Annotated in this window: 13 protein-coding genes; 10 read left to right on the top strand and 3 right to left on the bottom strand. The window is 53.9% G+C overall.

The window, feature by feature from the left end; translation table 11 throughout:
• The first annotated feature begins 2 nt into the window (after window positions 1-2).
• Complete coding sequence (gene pgl, locus F5984_RS12890) at window positions 3-728, top strand: 6-phosphogluconolactonase (protein ID WP_152124684.1); 726 nt, start codon at window positions 3-5, stop codon at window positions 726-728.
• 66 nt (window positions 729-794) lie between these two features.
• Here the strand turns inward: pgl and F5984_RS12885 are convergent, their stop codons facing one another.
• Both F5984_RS12885 and F5984_RS12880 read right to left on the bottom strand, forming a co-directional pair.
• The gene (locus F5984_RS12885; protein WP_152124683.1) at window positions 795-1,724 is read right to left on the bottom strand and encodes a DUF2279 domain-containing protein; all 930 of its coding nucleotides are present in this window, start codon (window positions 1,722-1,724) and stop codon (window positions 795-797) included.
• Between the two features lie 11 nt (window positions 1,725-1,735).
• A complete protein-coding gene (locus tag F5984_RS12880) occupies window positions 1,736-3,295 on the bottom strand; it encodes a capsule assembly Wzi family protein (RefSeq protein ID WP_246168955.1) in 1,560 nt (519 codons plus the stop codon).
• A gap of 301 nt (window positions 3,296-3,596) precedes the next feature.
• Between F5984_RS12880 and F5984_RS12875 the strand changes: the two genes are divergently transcribed.
• The 4 genes from F5984_RS12875 (at window position 3,597) to F5984_RS12860 (ending at window position 9,152) form a co-directional block, all read left to right on the top strand.
• Window positions 3,597-5,297: a DUF6909 family protein gene (locus tag F5984_RS12875; RefSeq protein ID WP_152124681.1), complete on the top strand. Its 1,701-nt coding sequence runs from the start codon at window positions 3,597-3,599 to the stop codon at window positions 5,295-5,297.
• 404 nt (window positions 5,298-5,701) lie between these two features.
• Window positions 5,702-6,220, top strand: coding sequence for a gluconate 2-dehydrogenase subunit 3 family protein (locus F5984_RS12870; protein ID WP_185155503.1), 519 nt, complete (start codon window positions 5,702-5,704; stop codon window positions 6,218-6,220).
• Window positions 6,221-6,352: 132 nt separating this feature from the next.
• Window positions 6,353-8,071, top strand: a complete 1,719-nt coding sequence (locus tag F5984_RS12865) for a GMC oxidoreductase (RefSeq protein WP_152124680.1) — start codon at window positions 6,353-6,355, stop codon at window positions 8,069-8,071.
• A gap of 217 nt (window positions 8,072-8,288) precedes the next feature.
• On the top strand, window positions 8,289-9,152 hold the full coding sequence (locus F5984_RS12860; protein ID WP_152124679.1) for an alpha/beta hydrolase: 864 nt from the start codon (window positions 8,289-8,291) through the stop codon (window positions 9,150-9,152).
• Between the two features lie 77 nt (window positions 9,153-9,229).
• Here F5984_RS12860 and fumC read toward each other — a convergent pair whose 3' ends face one another.
• On the bottom strand, window positions 9,230-10,630 hold the full coding sequence (gene fumC / locus F5984_RS12855) for a class II fumarate hydratase (protein WP_152124678.1): 1,401 nt from the start codon (window positions 10,628-10,630) through the stop codon (window positions 9,230-9,232).
• Window positions 10,631-10,943: 313 nt separating this feature from the next.
• On the opposite strand from fumC, the gene F5984_RS12850 reads away from it, so the two are divergent.
• From F5984_RS12850 to F5984_RS12830, 5 genes are all read left to right on the top strand, one after another.
• Entirely contained in the window at window positions 10,944-11,801 is an 858-nt protein-coding gene (locus tag F5984_RS12850) for a dienelactone hydrolase family protein (RefSeq protein WP_152124677.1), read from the top strand.
• 195 nt (window positions 11,802-11,996) lie between these two features.
• Window positions 11,997-12,578, top strand: a complete 582-nt coding sequence (locus tag F5984_RS12845) for a DinB family protein (protein WP_019986541.1) — start codon at window positions 11,997-11,999, stop codon at window positions 12,576-12,578.
• 280 nt (window positions 12,579-12,858) lie between these two features.
• Window positions 12,859-13,296 carry an EVE domain-containing protein gene (locus F5984_RS12840; RefSeq protein ID WP_152124676.1) on the top strand — a complete coding sequence of 146 codons (438 nt, stop codon included), beginning with the start codon at window positions 12,859-12,861 and terminating at the stop codon, window positions 13,294-13,296.
• A complete protein-coding gene (locus F5984_RS12835) occupies window positions 13,277-14,821 on the top strand; it encodes a hypothetical protein (protein ID WP_152124675.1) in 1,545 nt (514 codons plus the stop codon). Before F5984_RS12840 ends, F5984_RS12835 begins: the two co-directional genes overlap by 20 nt.
• Window positions 14,822-14,955: 134 nt before the next feature.
• Window positions 14,956-15,840, top strand: coding sequence for a class I SAM-dependent methyltransferase (locus tag F5984_RS12830; RefSeq protein WP_152124674.1), 885 nt, complete (start codon window positions 14,956-14,958; stop codon window positions 15,838-15,840).
• The last annotated feature ends 19 nt before the right edge of the window (window positions 15,841-15,859 follow it).

The following is a 15,859-nucleotide window of genomic DNA, read 5'->3' as shown; positions in this document are numbered from 1 at the left end:
ATATGGAAATAGGTATCTCGCCCGATGCCGGGCAACTGGCCCGCGATGTGGCCGATTGGCTCGTACGGTATGAACAGGAAGTGCTTCGGCACGCCGACCGCTTTTGTATCGCTTTGTCGGGTGGCAGTACACCCAAAGCCCTGCACCAGCTGCTGGCTCAGGCACCGTACCGCGATGCGCTGACGTGGTCCAAATGGCACGTGTTCTGGGGCGATGAGCGCTACGTTGCGTTACAGGATGAGCGAAACAACGCCCGCATGGCTTACGATACACTGCTGGATCATGTTCCTATACCAGCGGAGCAGATTCACGTCATGCAAACAGATTTGGAACCAGTCCAGTCAATGGCGGCTTATGAGCAGTTGCTGCACGGGTACTTCGATAATCAGACCCATACATTTGATCTGGTGCTGCTGGGCATGGGCGACGATGGGCATACCCTGTCGCTGTTTCCAGGTACTGAGGTGGTGCATGATCAGACGAACTGGACGCGGGCTTATTTTCTGGAGGCTCAGGATATGTACCGCCTGACGCTGACGGCCCCTGTTGTGAACGAAGCGGCTGCGGTGGCGTTCCTGGTAGCGGGTGAGAAAAAAGCCGAGCCGTTGCGTGAAGTGCTATACGGTGAATCTAACCCAGATAAATACCCCTCACAGGTGATTAAGCCATCTGGTAAGCTCTATTGGTTTGTGGATGCCGCAGCGGCCGCATCCATTAATCAGCCGTAGAATAGACGATACTGGTTTTCAGGTAACGTAGCCAAAAGGATTAAGCGGTTTGATTCGTCTGAACGCTTAATCCTTTTTGACTAAAAACGGGTGGAACCGGACGCCATTGACCCGGTTGTATTCAAGAGAGGGAGCCGCGATTTTAAAGAACTGGGCCATCCCGATGAAGCGTTCGGCCGTAGGAGACAACTGCTGAATGCGCGAAAGGTCGGCGTCGGGGGAGAGGTAAAATTGGCGTCGGCGCTCAAAAACAACCTCCCGGCCGTCGGGGCCAACATAAGGCGGATTGGCGTGTCCGCCGGTCATGCCGCTGCCACTGTAACCAACGGCCAGGTTGAGCCAACGGGGAAACTGAGGCCCGACCGGAAACACACTCGCTATATTCAGCGAAAGCCAGTATTGTTGGGCGTTGTAATCTTTCAGAAGCTGAATGCCCGTGGTTTTACCCAGCAAATTAGGCCGGTAGGGGGCATAAATACTTTTCCGCCAGCCGTATTTTAACTGTACCGGTTGATTACCAAAGGCGTATTGTTGTCCCACAAACAGGGCCGTGCCCGCAGCGTTGGCAATCATATCGCCCCGCGAGAAGCCCCACCCTTCGGCCGTGCCGTCGAAAACCTCAAGCGTAGTTTGAAACAACAAAGCGAGTGCTCCACCGGTAAGGGTCGCTGCCCGGTCGTTGAGCCCCGTCCACCGAAACAGCTCGTAGCCGCCCCGGCTCATGAGGTACGCCGTTGCCGCATGGCCCACCTTGTCCATCTGAAGCCATTCGCCGTTGTCGTTGAATGCATGAAAAGGAACCCGCTTTTTGTACCACGCTTTTCGTAAAAGAATCATGGTAGCGGTGTAAAATACGGCCGAGCCAATAGCCACACCAATTAGTCGCCCCTGCTTCAGCTCGGGTGCGCCAGATGCAGTTGGGGTAATAGGAAGAGGTTGCCCCAGGCAGGGGCGAAGTACAAGACAACACAGCAGCAAAAGCAGACAACGCTTCATGCAGAGTAGGCTTACTCCCGAAAACCGCTACGGCTCGGATTGGAACTGGATGTTGACTGTGCACGCCGAACTGAGTTAGCCCAAGTTTTCCGGATGCCCAGGTATCCACCTACCGCGTTGGTGTACAGCGTACCCCGGTCGAGCGCCACCGAGCCGGTGAGCTGGATACCGCCCAGAATGGCTAATGGTGCGGCAATGGTTAGAATACCCGAAAACTGATTGCGGATTGGGCGGAACGGTTCATCGTACCGGCCGAGGTTGCGGCTCATGGATAGCTTGGTCTCGTAGGTGATGGGGCTACTGAGCGCGGCACCCCCGAAGGGCAATGAGCCCGCCAGTCCCAGATGAAATACCCGAACCCGGTTGTTGTTGGTGAAGCCACCGTACGGAAACTCACCGTTGGGCCCTAAAGCGGGCGAGATAAACGGGGTACCAACTGCCCGGTACAGATACGACCAGCCATCGCGAAACTGTGCGTGGTTAAAATAGTCGACTTTACCCCGGCGCTGTGGATCGTCGATGACAAATTCGGGGCCACCCTGACTGGTGGTATTCAAAAACTCGATCAACACCTGCCGCACGAGTGCTAACTCGTCGTTGGCCCGAATCCGAAGGCCCAGTAGGCCGTCGGCAATGCTGGTACCGTAAAAGAGTGATCCAGTTTCGTAAGCACTTTGCCGGTACAGGTAAAACGAGTGTGTGTTGCTCGTGTAATCGAAGGCTATGTCAATAGATCCCAAGTGGTTACCTACCCGGTTGGTCAGGTCAAAATCGGTGTACAGACTTTGGTCGATGATGCCCGTGTTGACGGCCCGGAATCCACTAATGAGGCTCAGGTAATCCCGGAAGCTGTTGGGCAGATACGGGCTTGTCACCAGTCCCGATCCAACCAGTTCGTCGCTGTAGCCACCCCATACCACCTGATGGTTGACGCCCCCGTACACATGAAATCGGTTTTCGGCCTTACCGAGTCGACCGTACAATGTTTTTTGGTGCAGCATGGTGTGCCGCACGTACCGGCCACCCATCCAGCCGTGGGCATAGCTACCCTTGATAGAAAGCCAGCCTTTGGTGAATTTAATTGGGGTGTAATCGCGGATTTCCAGTTGAATTTTTGGAATCGGCAGGGCATTGCCGGACCAGGAGTACGAGCCGGAGGATAGCGTTGAATCGAGCAGACCCACCACTTCGCGCCGACGGCCGGCGTAGAGTTCAAATATGCCCAAACGGGCTTTTACGAATGCTTCGGGTAGTATTACCTGTCCGTTGGCGGCTGTATTGCCCACGATCTGCACTCCTCCCCCAAAACTAATACGCCGGTTATTCAGGCGGGTGGTGTCGTAATCCAGTTGGGCCCCCGCCCGGAGGGTCGTGTTGGGCGATTGCAGCGGTACGATACCGAATTGGTTGGTACGAAGCCAGAAAGGGGTCTGTTCGCCCGACGACATATACTGTCCCGTTTCGGCAGTAACCTGAAACGGTTGTTGGGCCCGTACCAATGAATTGCCAGCTAAGAAACTGATTACCAGAAAGACGAAAGGCCAACGGCCTGAAAGGAGTGAGGGGGTCAAAAAAGATTTTACCGACACAGTGATTTGGATTGGTCTGGTAAAAGTACGTTGAAATGAGACCAAATTGTCAAAATTCCGATTCGCCGGGCATAACAACACCCATAATAATCGCCCGGATAGCTTCACGTTCTGGATGAAATCGTGCGGATTGGGATGGGTGTTGGGCTGTTTATTGACATAAGCGTAACAAGAAATTAACAAACAGGATGAACTAATTGGATGGTTACTGGTGTAGTAGCTAAAATATTTTCGCTCCGAGGGGAGCATGACCACCACAAAAACCACGTTTAGTATCGAAAGAATGAATCTTGAACCCTCTCCACCTCTCACCCGCGCTCAGGAGTCGCGGGTAGCCATCGAACGACTATACATCACTATGCGCCACCTGTTCAACCGGGGTTTTTACAAACCATCGGGTGTGTCAGGCGAAGAAATCCGGCAGGCTCTGCTTACGCTCCGCCCCGAGATTTACGGCTCGGTAGGCGATGCACAGCGGGTCGAACTCGATGGTCTGGTGTACGTAATGGATCGGTTGCCCAAAGGGATTGAAGCCTGCCGGGTAATCACACTGGCCTCACGCGAAGGGTTCGAACACTCCCGTTTTCCGGTGCTGGTACCGGCTAAGCGTCGGCGAAACTGCTACCGGATTGATGCCGAGCAAATGGTCATTGAGGTGACCAACGGTCGTAGCGAGATTTACGACATCCTGACGCACCTCACCTTCATGTTTATGGAGGCCGACAAAATCCGGCGGAATGCCATTCAGGAGCGTGGCAGCAAAACCCGCGAGTGGCAGAAACTGGAAGCCATTGTAAAGGCGGGCGGCACCGTCAAAGAAGAAGACCGCGAACTGGCGCTCACCTATCTCAGCTCGATTCTGGGCCGCACCTTCGAGGAAACCCAGCGGGCCTACGCCCGTTTTGAAGAAACGGGCTCCACCAACACGGGCCTGTTCCAGATCGTGTACAGCCTCGGCAGCGTGTCTATGGGCGAATTGCGGGGCGAGAACATCGACCGCGAAATCAACTTCACACCCATGTTGCGCGAGCGCATCGGGCAACACCTGTACGGCGAACGCTGGGCCCGGCGCATCAAGGAGTACATCTGGGAAAATGGCTTGCAAGACCGCCCGGTGCACATCGTCAGTGCCAACCCGCACAGTGTCATGAACTGCCTGTACGCGCCTATCGCCCTCGATAAGTCGGTGGAATACGATGATTTGTATGATCTGGCGCTCAAGCTGAGTCAGTCGAGTAACCGGTCTCTGCGGGAACAGGTTCAGGCATTTGCCCTCGACAATGGCCTGCATGAGCTGCACGATATAGCAGGCACCAGCTTACTGGTTCAGTTGATTGATACGGGTCGTATTGACCCTGAGCTTTTATCGGACGAAATCAAGGCCAATATCCAGACTGTTCGGGACGAGAAGCCTTTGATTCTGGTAATGGACTACGCGTTTGGTGAGCAGGCTTTCGAAACGATGGACGAACTGCTGAAGCCTTACGAGCGCGATGGACAGGTGTACCCGTTGCACGTGGCTTCGATCTCGATCATGGGTAAGGCCGGAATTCTGACCGGCGACAAGGGGGATCTGATGATTCCGACCTCGCATATTTTTGAAGGAACGGCAGATAACTACCCGTTGGACAACGATTTCTGCGCGGCCGATTTCGCCGGGGCTGGACTCGACGTTTTCGAAGGAGCCATGATTACCGTGCTGGGCACCTCGTTGCAGAACAAAGAAATTCTGAGCTATTTCAAAAACTCGTCGTGGAACGCGGTAGGTCTTGAAATGGAAGGGGCCCACTATCAAAAAGCCATTCAGGCTCATGTTCGGATTCGGCAGAGCATCCCGGCCGATGTTAAAGTACGCTACGCTTACTACGCGTCGGATAACCCGCTGCTAACAGGCGCGACACTGGCCTCGGGCAGTTTGGGGTCGCTGGGTGTAAAGCCCACGTACCTGATTACCGTAAAGTGTCTGGAGAAGATTCTGGGGTAAGATCCCGAAACCATTAGCGTAAATACGTCGCCCCGCTTGACAAACGAATGATGGTTGTCGGGCGGGGTTTTGTTTTGTCGGAGAGCAGAACAGAGCAAGTGGATGGCTTCTTACCAATTGAGAGCCCAAGGCAGAATGAAGTCGTTTGCGCTATGTTAATGGATTGACAAATAAGGGCTTGTGGTTTGATAAATGCAATGGGGAGCGTTTTTGCGTTAAGTCAATAGGCTAATTCGCGGCCTAACTGGTTAGAAACCCGATTTGTTTGCGTTTTACATATTGGTTACTTTTTTGCATTTGCCGACTTTATTTTGTGTAAATTTCCAGTTTCAGGCCAATACCCTGATAAATAAAGAAGGTAAATCGCAGCTTTCTATCCCGAGTACTTAACACAAATTCCCTCTATGCAACGACGTTCTGCCCTAAAACATGTCGCACTGGCTGTCGGTGGGCTTATGAATTTGCCTGCCTGGGCTTCTGGCTGGACTCCCGAATCGATCGGGACCTCGTCTTTATTGTCTGTTACCAATGATGCGCTCCTGGCCGAGATTACGGAAACTATTATTCCGGAAACCACTACGCCGGGGGCCAAGTCGCTCAAAGTCGATCAGTTTGTGCAGCGCATGATTCAGGATTGCTATGGCGAAGCGGCCAAAAATACGCTCAAGCAAGGGCTTGTTTTGGTGGATCAGGTGGCGCAGCAGGCTTTCTCAAAACCCTTTGTGAATGGTGACCCGACGCAACGGCTCGAGGTGCTTACGCAAATGGCCAACTCGACTGACCCAACCGCCAAACAGTTTGTGAACCTGGTCAAAGGGCTTACTATTCAGGGGTTTCGTAACTCGGAGTATTACATGGTCAACCAGTTAAAATTCAACATGGCACCAGGCTTTTATCATGGTTGCGTTACCCTGAAAAGCTAGCTATTGGTCAGACTGATAGCCACTGGACGTTTGATACTGGGCATTGACTGTGCAGATGCGTCTACAAGCTAACGTCTACCGTCGATTAATCTGGCTATTCTTCAATCTATACATATCAATTCACTTTGTGACATGTCATTTCTCAATATAGATTCGGTTAAAGAGCGTACGTTCGACGCTATTGTGGTGGGGTCGGGTATTAGCGGAGGCTGGGCCGCCAAAGAACTGACCGGTGCCGGTCTGCGCACGCTGGTGCTGGAGCGTGGCCGCGATGTTCGGCACATTACCGATTACCCAACCACCATGATGCAACCCTGGGAGTTTCCGCACAACGGACAACTGACCAAGGAGTATATCGACGCCAACCCGATTGCCAGCCGGTGCTACGCCAACCGCGAAGATGCCAGCCATTTCTTTGTCAAAGATGCCGAGCACCCCTACATTCAGGAGAAGCCGTTCGACTGGATTCGGGGCTATCAGGTAGGCGGTAAGTCGCTCATGTGGGCGCGCGGAACCCAGCGCTGGTCCGACTTCGATTTTGAAGGGCCCGCCCGCGATGGCTTCGCTGTCGACTGGCCCATCCGTTATAAAGACATTGCGCCCTGGTACAGCCACGTAGAGAAATTTGCAGGTATTTCGGGCAATAAAGATGGCCTGCCGCAACTGCCCGATGGCGAGTTTCTGCCCCCGCACGAGCAGTCGTGCGTTGAGAAGCACTTTAGCCAGCAAATGGCGAAGCATTACAACAATACCCGCCCGGTTATTATTGGTCGTTGCGCGCACCTCACAAAGCCGCAACCCATTCATTACCAGCAGGGGCGGGGGCAGTGCCAGAACCGGTCGATCTGCCAGCGGGGTTGCCCCTACGGCGGTTATTTCAGCAGTAACTCGTCTACATTGCCCTGGGCGGCCAAAACGGGTAAGATGACCCTCCGGCCCGATTCGGTGGTACACTCGATTATTTATGACGAGAAAAAGGGCAAAGCATCAGGCGTGCGGGTGATCGACGCCAACACCAAGCAGATGACCGAGTATTACGCCCGCGTCATTTTTGTGAATGCAGCTTGCCTCAACTCCAACCTGATTCTGCTCAATTCAAAGTCGAGCCGCTTTCCGAACGGGCTGGGCAATGACAACGGGTTATTGGGTAAATACATGGCGTTCCACAATTTCCGGACGACCATTTCGGCGGAGTACGAAGGATTCCAGGACACGATCACGGAGGGAATCCGGCCCAACGGCAGCTACATTCCGCGTTTCCGCAACGTATTTAAGCAGGAAACCGACTTTTTGCGGGGCTATGCGGCCGGTTTCAGCGGTAGCCGCATGACGAACGTGGATACGGCCGGTATGGGTGAGAGCCTGAAAGCGAACCTGATGCAAACTAAGTACGGCAACTGGCGGGTGGGCTCGCACATGATGGGCGAAACCATCCCGAAAGAAACCAACTATGTGGCCCTCGACTCAACCCTGACCGACCCCTGGGGCATCCCGCAGTTGCGCGTGTCGGTAGCTTATGACGACAATGACGAGAAGATGATTAAGGATTTTCACGAGCAGATGACCGAAATGCTGACGGTATCGGGCTTCACGAACATCCAGACGCACGACAAACCCGATAAGGCACCGGGCCTCGATATTCACGAAATGGGCGGGGTACGCATGGGTAACGACCCTAAAACGTCGCTGCTAAACAAGTGGAATCAGTTTCATAACTGCAAAAACGTGTTTGTTACCGACGGAGCCTGCATGACTTCGACGTCGACCCAGAATCCGTCGCTCACATTCATGGCGATTACAGCCCGGGCCGCTAATTACGCGGTGGGTGAAATGAAAAAGAAAAACCTGTAAGCCGTTGCTGTAACGGTTTCAAGTGCCAACCTGCTGGTAGATAGGCTTCAATGTCGTTAAGCCTGTTTACCAGCAGGTTGGTTTTTTTGTGCATCAGGGGTTTGCAAAACGGGCAGCCCGAAATGAATGTCCGTACTGAGTAGGTCGTTCTGACGGGTGGGTTTTACGCAAAGTGATGGCCGTCATGGCGCTTACTACTAAACCCCAAAACGCGAAGATGAAAAAAACGATTACCGGCCTTTTGTTGCTTTGTTTAGTTGGGCCGTTGGCCTGGGCGCAAACGAGCAAAGTGCAGGAGAACCTGACGCTACGGAGCAAAATTCTGAGCAGCGACCGAAAATACGCTATCTACCTGCCCGCCGATTACGAAACCTCTGACCGCAGTTACCCCGTGCTATACCTGTTGCATGGCGGTGGCGATGACCAAACCGGCTGGGTGCAGTTCGGTGAGGTAAAACATATTGCCGACAAGGCTATTGCCGATGGGTCTGCTACGCCGATGATTATTGTGATGCCCGATGCCAATACAGGTGTGCGGGGTTACTTCAACGATGTACGGGGCAAGTGGCGGTACGAGGACTTTTTCTTCAGCGAGTTTATGCCGTTCATTGAGAAAACGTACCGGATTAAGCCCGAAAAGCGGTTCCGGGCCATTGCGGGCCTATCGATGGGCGGGGGCGGAACCTTAATGTACACATTGCGTCACCCGGAGCTGTTTTCGTCGGCCTGTGCACTCAGTGCCTCGGCCGGCCCGGTCGATATAGCCGATGCTGAGGTCCGGCTCAAACGCACCATCCCCGACGCTACGCCTGAGGAAGTCAAGCGGTATTACGAAACGCAGAACGCCGTGGTTCTGGTCAACAATATGCCCGAAGATCAGAAGAAGGCCGTTCGTTGGTACATTGATTGTGGCGACGATGATTTTCTGTTCGAGATGAACTCTCTGCTGCACATTGCTATGCGTAAAAAGGAGATTCCGCACGAGTTTCGGATTCGCGACGGGGGCCACACCTGGACCTACTGGCGCACGGCCCTACCCACGGTGCTGTCGTTCATCACGGATTCGTTTCATCAGCGTTGAAATGAGCATAAATACAAACGGCCCCGATCCTGACAGACCGGGGCCGTTTGTATTTATGCTGAATTTGGTTCGATTGCTTACTTAATCTCTCCAACCATGTCGCCGGGCACCACCCACTGATCGAATTCTTCGGGGGTGAGGTAGCCCAGTTGGACGGCCGTTTCTTTCAGGGTTGAGCCGTTTTTGTGGGCCGTCTGGGCAATTTCGGCGGCTTTATAGTAGCCAATCTTGGTGTTCAGCGCAGTCACGAGCATGAGCGAGTTGTTCACGTGCTTCGTGATGTTTTCTTCAATCGGCCGGATACCTTCGGCGCACTTGTCGTTGAACGACACGCACACATCGCCAATCAGGCGGGCCGAGTGCAGGAAGTTGTAAATCATCACCGGCTTGAACACGTTCAGCTCGAAGTGGCCCGTCATACCGCCAATATTAATGGCTACGTCGTTGCCCATTACCTGAGCCGCCACCATGGTCATGGCCTCACACTGCGTTGGGTTTACCTTACCCGGCATGATTGAGCTGCCCGGCTCATTATCAGGGATAAACAGTTCGCCGATACCCGCACGTGGCCCCGACGACAGCATCCGAATATCGTTGCCAATCTTCATCAGAGCTGCGGCTACTGTTTTGAGGGCACCGTGGGCTTCCACAATGGCATCGTGGGCAGCCAGCGCTTCAAACTTGTTCTCGGCCGTGATGAACGGGAGTCCGGTCAGGTTCGCAATGTGCTTGGCTACGTTTTCTGCGTAGTTGGGCGGGGTGTTGATACCCGTACCCACAGCCGTGCCACCCAGCGCCAGCTCGCTCAGGTGCGCCAGGGTATTACGAATGGCACGTAGACCGTGGTCGAGTTGCGATACATAGCCTGAAAACTCCTGACCAACGGTCAAAGGGGTCGCATCCATGAAGTGCGTCCGACCGATTTTCACGACGTGCATAAACTCCTTCGCCTTGGCGTCGAGCGTGTTGCGCAGTTTCTCGATGCCCGGAATCGTCACCTCCATCAGAATCTTGTAGGCCGCAATGTGCATAGCCGTCGGGAAGGTATCGTTCGACGACTGAGACTTATTCACGTCGTCGTTGGGATGCAGCACCTTCTTCTCGTCGGTCAATTGACCGCCGTTCAGGACGTGCGCGCGGTACGCAACTACCTCGTTCACGTTCATGTTCGACTGCGTGCCCGAACCCGTTTGCCACACCACAAGCGGAAACTGATCATCGAGCTTACCCTCCAGAATCTCGTCGCATACGCGGCCAATCAGGTCTGATTTCTCCTGGGGCAGCACGCCCGCATCGAGGTTAGTCAGGGCAGCCGCTTTTTTTAGATATGCAAACGCCCGGATAATCTCACGGGGCATTTTATTGATATCCTGAGCGATTTTGAAGTTTTCGATAGAGCGTTGGGTCTGTGCGCCCCAGTACACATTGGCCGGCACCTGCACCTGACCCATGGTGTCTTTTTCGATACGGAATTCCATTACTAAATGAGCGAATTAGTGAATGAGCGAAAGAGCGAATGAAAAGGAGTGTGGTTACTACAACCAGTCACTCATTCACTCATTCGCTTATTCACTCATTGCAAAGGTAAAACCCAGTCGAACAGGGTTGCAAGGAATTGTTAGGTTATCGTTCTCCGAAAGGCCAGTGCCCCTATTTCTGTCGGCGAAAAGAGCAGAAGCCGATAGGTTGTTGGAGGAGTGGCCTCACTGCCCAGGTACGCTCCCTAAAAACTAAAGTAGATTGGGCCATGTTGGTGATTTGAATTCTACAAACTCTGCAATCGCCATCACTATGGATCAGCGCATTATCAACCTATTCGACGAGTACACGCACAAGCCTCTCAAGCGCGACGATTTTCTCAAACGTTTGGCTAACCTGACTGGTAGCATGAGCGCGGCTCTGGCGATTTTGCCTTTGCTCGAAATCAACTACGCCAAAGCCGCTACGGTGCCCGATGCCGACGACCGGCTCGTTACCGAACGCATCGAATACCCCGGCGATAACATGACCATGAAAGGGTATCTGGCGCGGCCCAAGGCCCCCGGTAAGTACCCCGCCGTTGTAGTGATTCACGAAAACCGGGGGCTTAACCCACATATCGAGGATGTAGCCCGCCGGGTAGCTCTTGCGGGATTTGTGGCTTTGGCGCCCGACGCCCTTTCGGCCGCGGGCGGTACCCCGACCGATGAGGCTCAGATGCGTGAGCTTTTCGGGAAACTCGATGCAACCCAAACCCGCAACAACTTTGTGAAAGCGGTAGAGTATCTGAAAAAAGCCCCGGCCAGTACCGGAAAGGTCGGTTGTGTGGGCTTTTGCTGGGGCGGGGCCATGTCGAACCAACTGGCGATCCATGCGCCCGACTTGAAAGCAGCTGTTCCGTTCTACGGTCGGCAGCCCGAAACGGCCGATGTGCCTAAGATCAAAGCGGCTATCCAGCTGCATTATGGCGGGCTCGATGAGCGCATCAATGCCGGTATTCCGGCGTACGAAGAGGCCCTGAAAAAAGCCGGGGTCCCTTATGAATTGTATGTCTACGAAGGAGCCCAGCACGCGTTTCACAACGATACGGCACCTACTCGATACAACGAAGCGGCCGCCAAACTGGCCTGGGACCGGACGGTGAAGTTTTTGAAAGAAAAGCTTGCCTAACCGGGTCTAATTGCAGGCGTTACCACTCGTTTCGTCGTATTTGTACGGCAACGCACAAATAATGGCTTACCTTTGCAGCACAAATCAACAGTACCGCACGGCAGCGGGCTTTACCATGAATGCAACCGAACCGATGTAGCCGGTGCACACCAGCTACACATACAGCCAACGGTCTCGGGTTGCTGACTCTGAACAATGGAAGTACAAAATAACGACGAACTATTACGGATCATTGATCTGCTCAATACAACCTACGAAGGTGAGGAAGCCTGGCATGGTCCTTCACTGGCCGAAGTAATCCGGGGAATTACGCCCGACATGGCCGGGCAGCGCATCACGCCCAATACCCACAGCATTGCCGAACTGGTGTTTCACATGACCAGCTGGCGCATTTTTGCGGTGAAAAAAATGCAGGGCGACGCTACCTTCGATATTCTTACCCCTGAGAAAAACTTTGGGCAGTTTCCTGATAAAATTGATGATTTCGAGTGGGAAGCCTTGCAGATGGAGCTGAGCCTGAGTCAGGAAGAGCTAATCAATGAGCTGGATAAACGCGACGACGACGAGTTTCTGGAAGATATTGTGCCCGGCCGCGATTACACGTATTACGACCTGCTGCACGGCATTGTCAATCACGATACCTACCACTCAGGTCAGATTTCGATTCTGAAAAAAGCGCTTGCGTTCAAAGGGGCCGGTACGAGCCGGTTTGCCCGTGAAGACGATGAGTTTGGTTCGCGCTATGGCGATACCTACGACGGCGACGACTACTATTGAACGTAAAAGATTACCGAAAGGGAGTAAGGGCGAAGCGGGGTAACCGGCTCTCGACCTTACTCCCTTTCGGTTGTTAATACCAACAAGGTATCTTTACTCCAACGTGATTCATCAGAACACTACCCACCATAAACCCAAAACGATCAACTAAAAACCAGTTCAATACCCACCTACGTGAATGAACAATGTAAAATGCATAATTACATTGTCTGCTGACAATCAGTCGTTTAGTTATACATTTTACATTGCTCATTATACATTTAATTCAGTCTGATTACCTATGAATTATTGGCTTGTCAAATCAGAACCCGACGTGTACGGGTGGTCGCATTTTGTAGAACAGGGCCGGGCTGTTTGGGACGGCGTACGCAACTACCAGGCCCGCAATAACCTCAAGGCTATGCAGGAGGGCGATCAGGTACTGTTTTACCACAGTGTTACCCGGCCGGGTGTGGTGGGGCTTGCTAAAGTGGTAAAGACGGCTTACCCCGACCCAACCGTGGCCAACGATCCGGCACAGGCAAAGTTTGGCTGGGTTGTTGTAGAATTAGAACCCATGATGGCATTCGGCCAACCCGTAACGCTGGCTCAAATTAAGGCCGAGCCGATGTTGGCCCAAATAGGCCTTATTAAGCAGTCGCGACTGTCGGTAATGCCCATCAAACCCGACGAGTTTGAATTGATTCTGAAAATGGCCCATGCGCACGTGGCTTCGTAGCATACTTTTTGTGGAGATTTGGCTGGCCTTGACCAGTCTGGTTTGGGCGCAGAGCGTCCGCCGAATTGAGCTGGCCGCACCCACCGGCAGCGAATCCATTATTACCCTGCCTCTGGGCGATAAAGGCGTTCTGCTCCTTACCCGCACCGACCGGGTCGGGTATCAGCTGACCAAGTACAGCACCGATCTCGACCGCGACTGGAGTATCACCGGTCAGCTCCCCGATAATCTGGAATACGTAGCCTCCACCTTCGACGGTCGCGGGGCGGTGTATCTGTTGTTTTCAAGTTACCGGTTGCCGTTCTGTCAGGTCGTTCGTGTGAGCATTGGGCCGGGTTTCTCCGAACGCTTCAACCTCAACGTAGTGGAGCGATTGCAGGTCACGCATTTTAAAACCCTCGGCGACGGTATTTTTATGGCCGGTATCGTCGACGAACATCCTGTGCTGTATCATAGCCATTTGTCGAGTCGGCAGGCTCGGTTGTTGCCCGGTGGCGAACGGGGCTCGGCCATTCAGTCGCTCGAAGCCGACACCGTACACGGCCGTATGACGGTCTCGTACACGGTCCGGCGCGGGCGCGACCTCAAGCTCATTGCTAACGTGTACGACGAGCTGGGGCAGAGTGTCAGCCGGGCGGTTATCGAGCCCAAACCCGATTATGCCCTGCTCAGCGGCCGTTTGTCGGTACTCGATGATTCAACGCAGTTGGTGGTCGGTAACTATGGCTATCGGGCCATGCAGAGCAATGGCGTGGCAAGTTCGCAGGGGTTGTATATCAGCCGGGTAGGAGAGGGGCAGGAACCCCAAACCAGCTACATCAGTTTTACCGATTTCAAAAACTTTTTCCGCTACCTGGGCGACCGCGAACAGGAGCGTATGGAACGCCGGGCACAACGCCGGAAAGAAGCGGGCTCCGACCTGCGGCTCAATTATCGCTTGCTCATGCACGAACTAGTGCGGTACCGGGGGCAGTATGTGCTCGTGGCCGAGGTATTTTACCCGCAGTTTCGGTATCAGAACTCCTACCCCTACGGTATCAATTCGTGGTACGGCTGGCGGTATTCGCCCCTGAGTTACTACAGTCTGTACAACCCGTACATGTGGAATCCGTGGAATGGACCCCGTGGGTTAAGTCCGCAGCAAGTATTCGACGGGTACGTGTACACCCACGCTGTGGTGGCGGGGTTCGATGCCGAGGGTAAACTACTTTGGGATAATTGCCTCGAACTGGCCTCCGAACGGAGCATTGACCTACAGGAAAAAGTACGACTGGTGCAACAGGGCGACCAACTGGCCCTGTACCACAACCAAAAAGGTCGGATACTGCAAACCGTGATTCGGCCCAATGGCATGGCCGAGGAGAAACCCCAAATTGATATTTCGGCCGTGGTGGATGAACAACGCGATCAGTCGCTCGTGACCGATGATGTTCGGTTCTGGCACGACCGGTATTTCCTCGCTTGGGGATACCAGAAAGGGGAGGGTCGCAAACGCGCGTTTTATCTGGACAAAATAGCATTCTGAGGCTAATCAGAGCCTATTTTGAGGGGGACAAGGCCTGATTATATGCACGGTCTGGCTGCAAACCCCTACCTTTGCGGCCCAACTGATTTACGTGACCGGGCCCATTGCCAGGCTTTTGGCCCACTTGTTTTCTCATGCTTCAACTGCTTACTCCCGGCCCCTGGCCCGCTTACGAACTGATAGATTCCGGTGGCTTCGAAAAACTCGAACGCTTCGGTGAGTACGTACTGGCCCGGCCGGAGCCCCAGGCCATCTGGGATAAATCGCTGCCTCAGACCGATTGGGACCGCCGGGCCCATGCCACCTTCCGGCGCGACCGGCAATCGCCCGAGCGGGGCGACTGGCAGAAAGCGCCCGATATGCGCGAACCCTGGTTTATCGACTTTGCGCAGGATGGCCTCAACCTGCGATTTAAGCTGGCCCTCACGTCGTTCAAGCATGTGGGGATTTTCCCAGAGCAAGCCACCAACTGGGCATTTATTCACGATCGGGTGAAGGCGCTGCAAGGGACCGGTGTGGCTAAACCCAAAGTACTCAATTTGTTTGCCTACACTGGGGCGGCATCGCTGGCGGCTTGCCAGTCTGGAGCCGATGTGACGCACGTAGATGCCGTGAAGCCCGTGATTACCTGGGCCCGGGAGAACATGGATTACAGCAGCCTGACCAATATCCGCTGGGTAGTGGAAGATGCGCTGAAGTTTGCCCGGCGTGAGGCCCGGCGGGGAAATACCTACAATGGCATTATTCTGGACCCACCCGCCTATGGTCGGGGGCCCGATGGTGAAAAATGGGTACTCGAAGAGCATCTGAACGAGCTGCTCAAAACCTGCGCCGACCTGCTCGACCGCGACAACCGGTTCTTTATTATCAACCTGTACTCGCTGGGGTTTTCGGCCCTGATTCTGGACAACCTGATGCGCCAGATTTTTGGTAAGCCAGCTCATGCGCAACTGGGCGAACTATACCTCGATGACCGGTATCAAAAACGGCTTCCGCTCGGCGTCTTTTACCGGTTTTAGCTACCTTTGTACAAAGCCC

The sequence above is a fragment of the Rudanella paleaurantiibacter genome (assembly GCF_009184635.1).
Lineage (GTDB): Bacteria > Bacteroidota > Bacteroidia > Cytophagales > Spirosomataceae > Rudanella > Rudanella paleaurantiibacter.
Note: the sequence above shows the minus strand (reverse complement) of the source record. Positions and strands in the feature narration are given on the sequence as shown.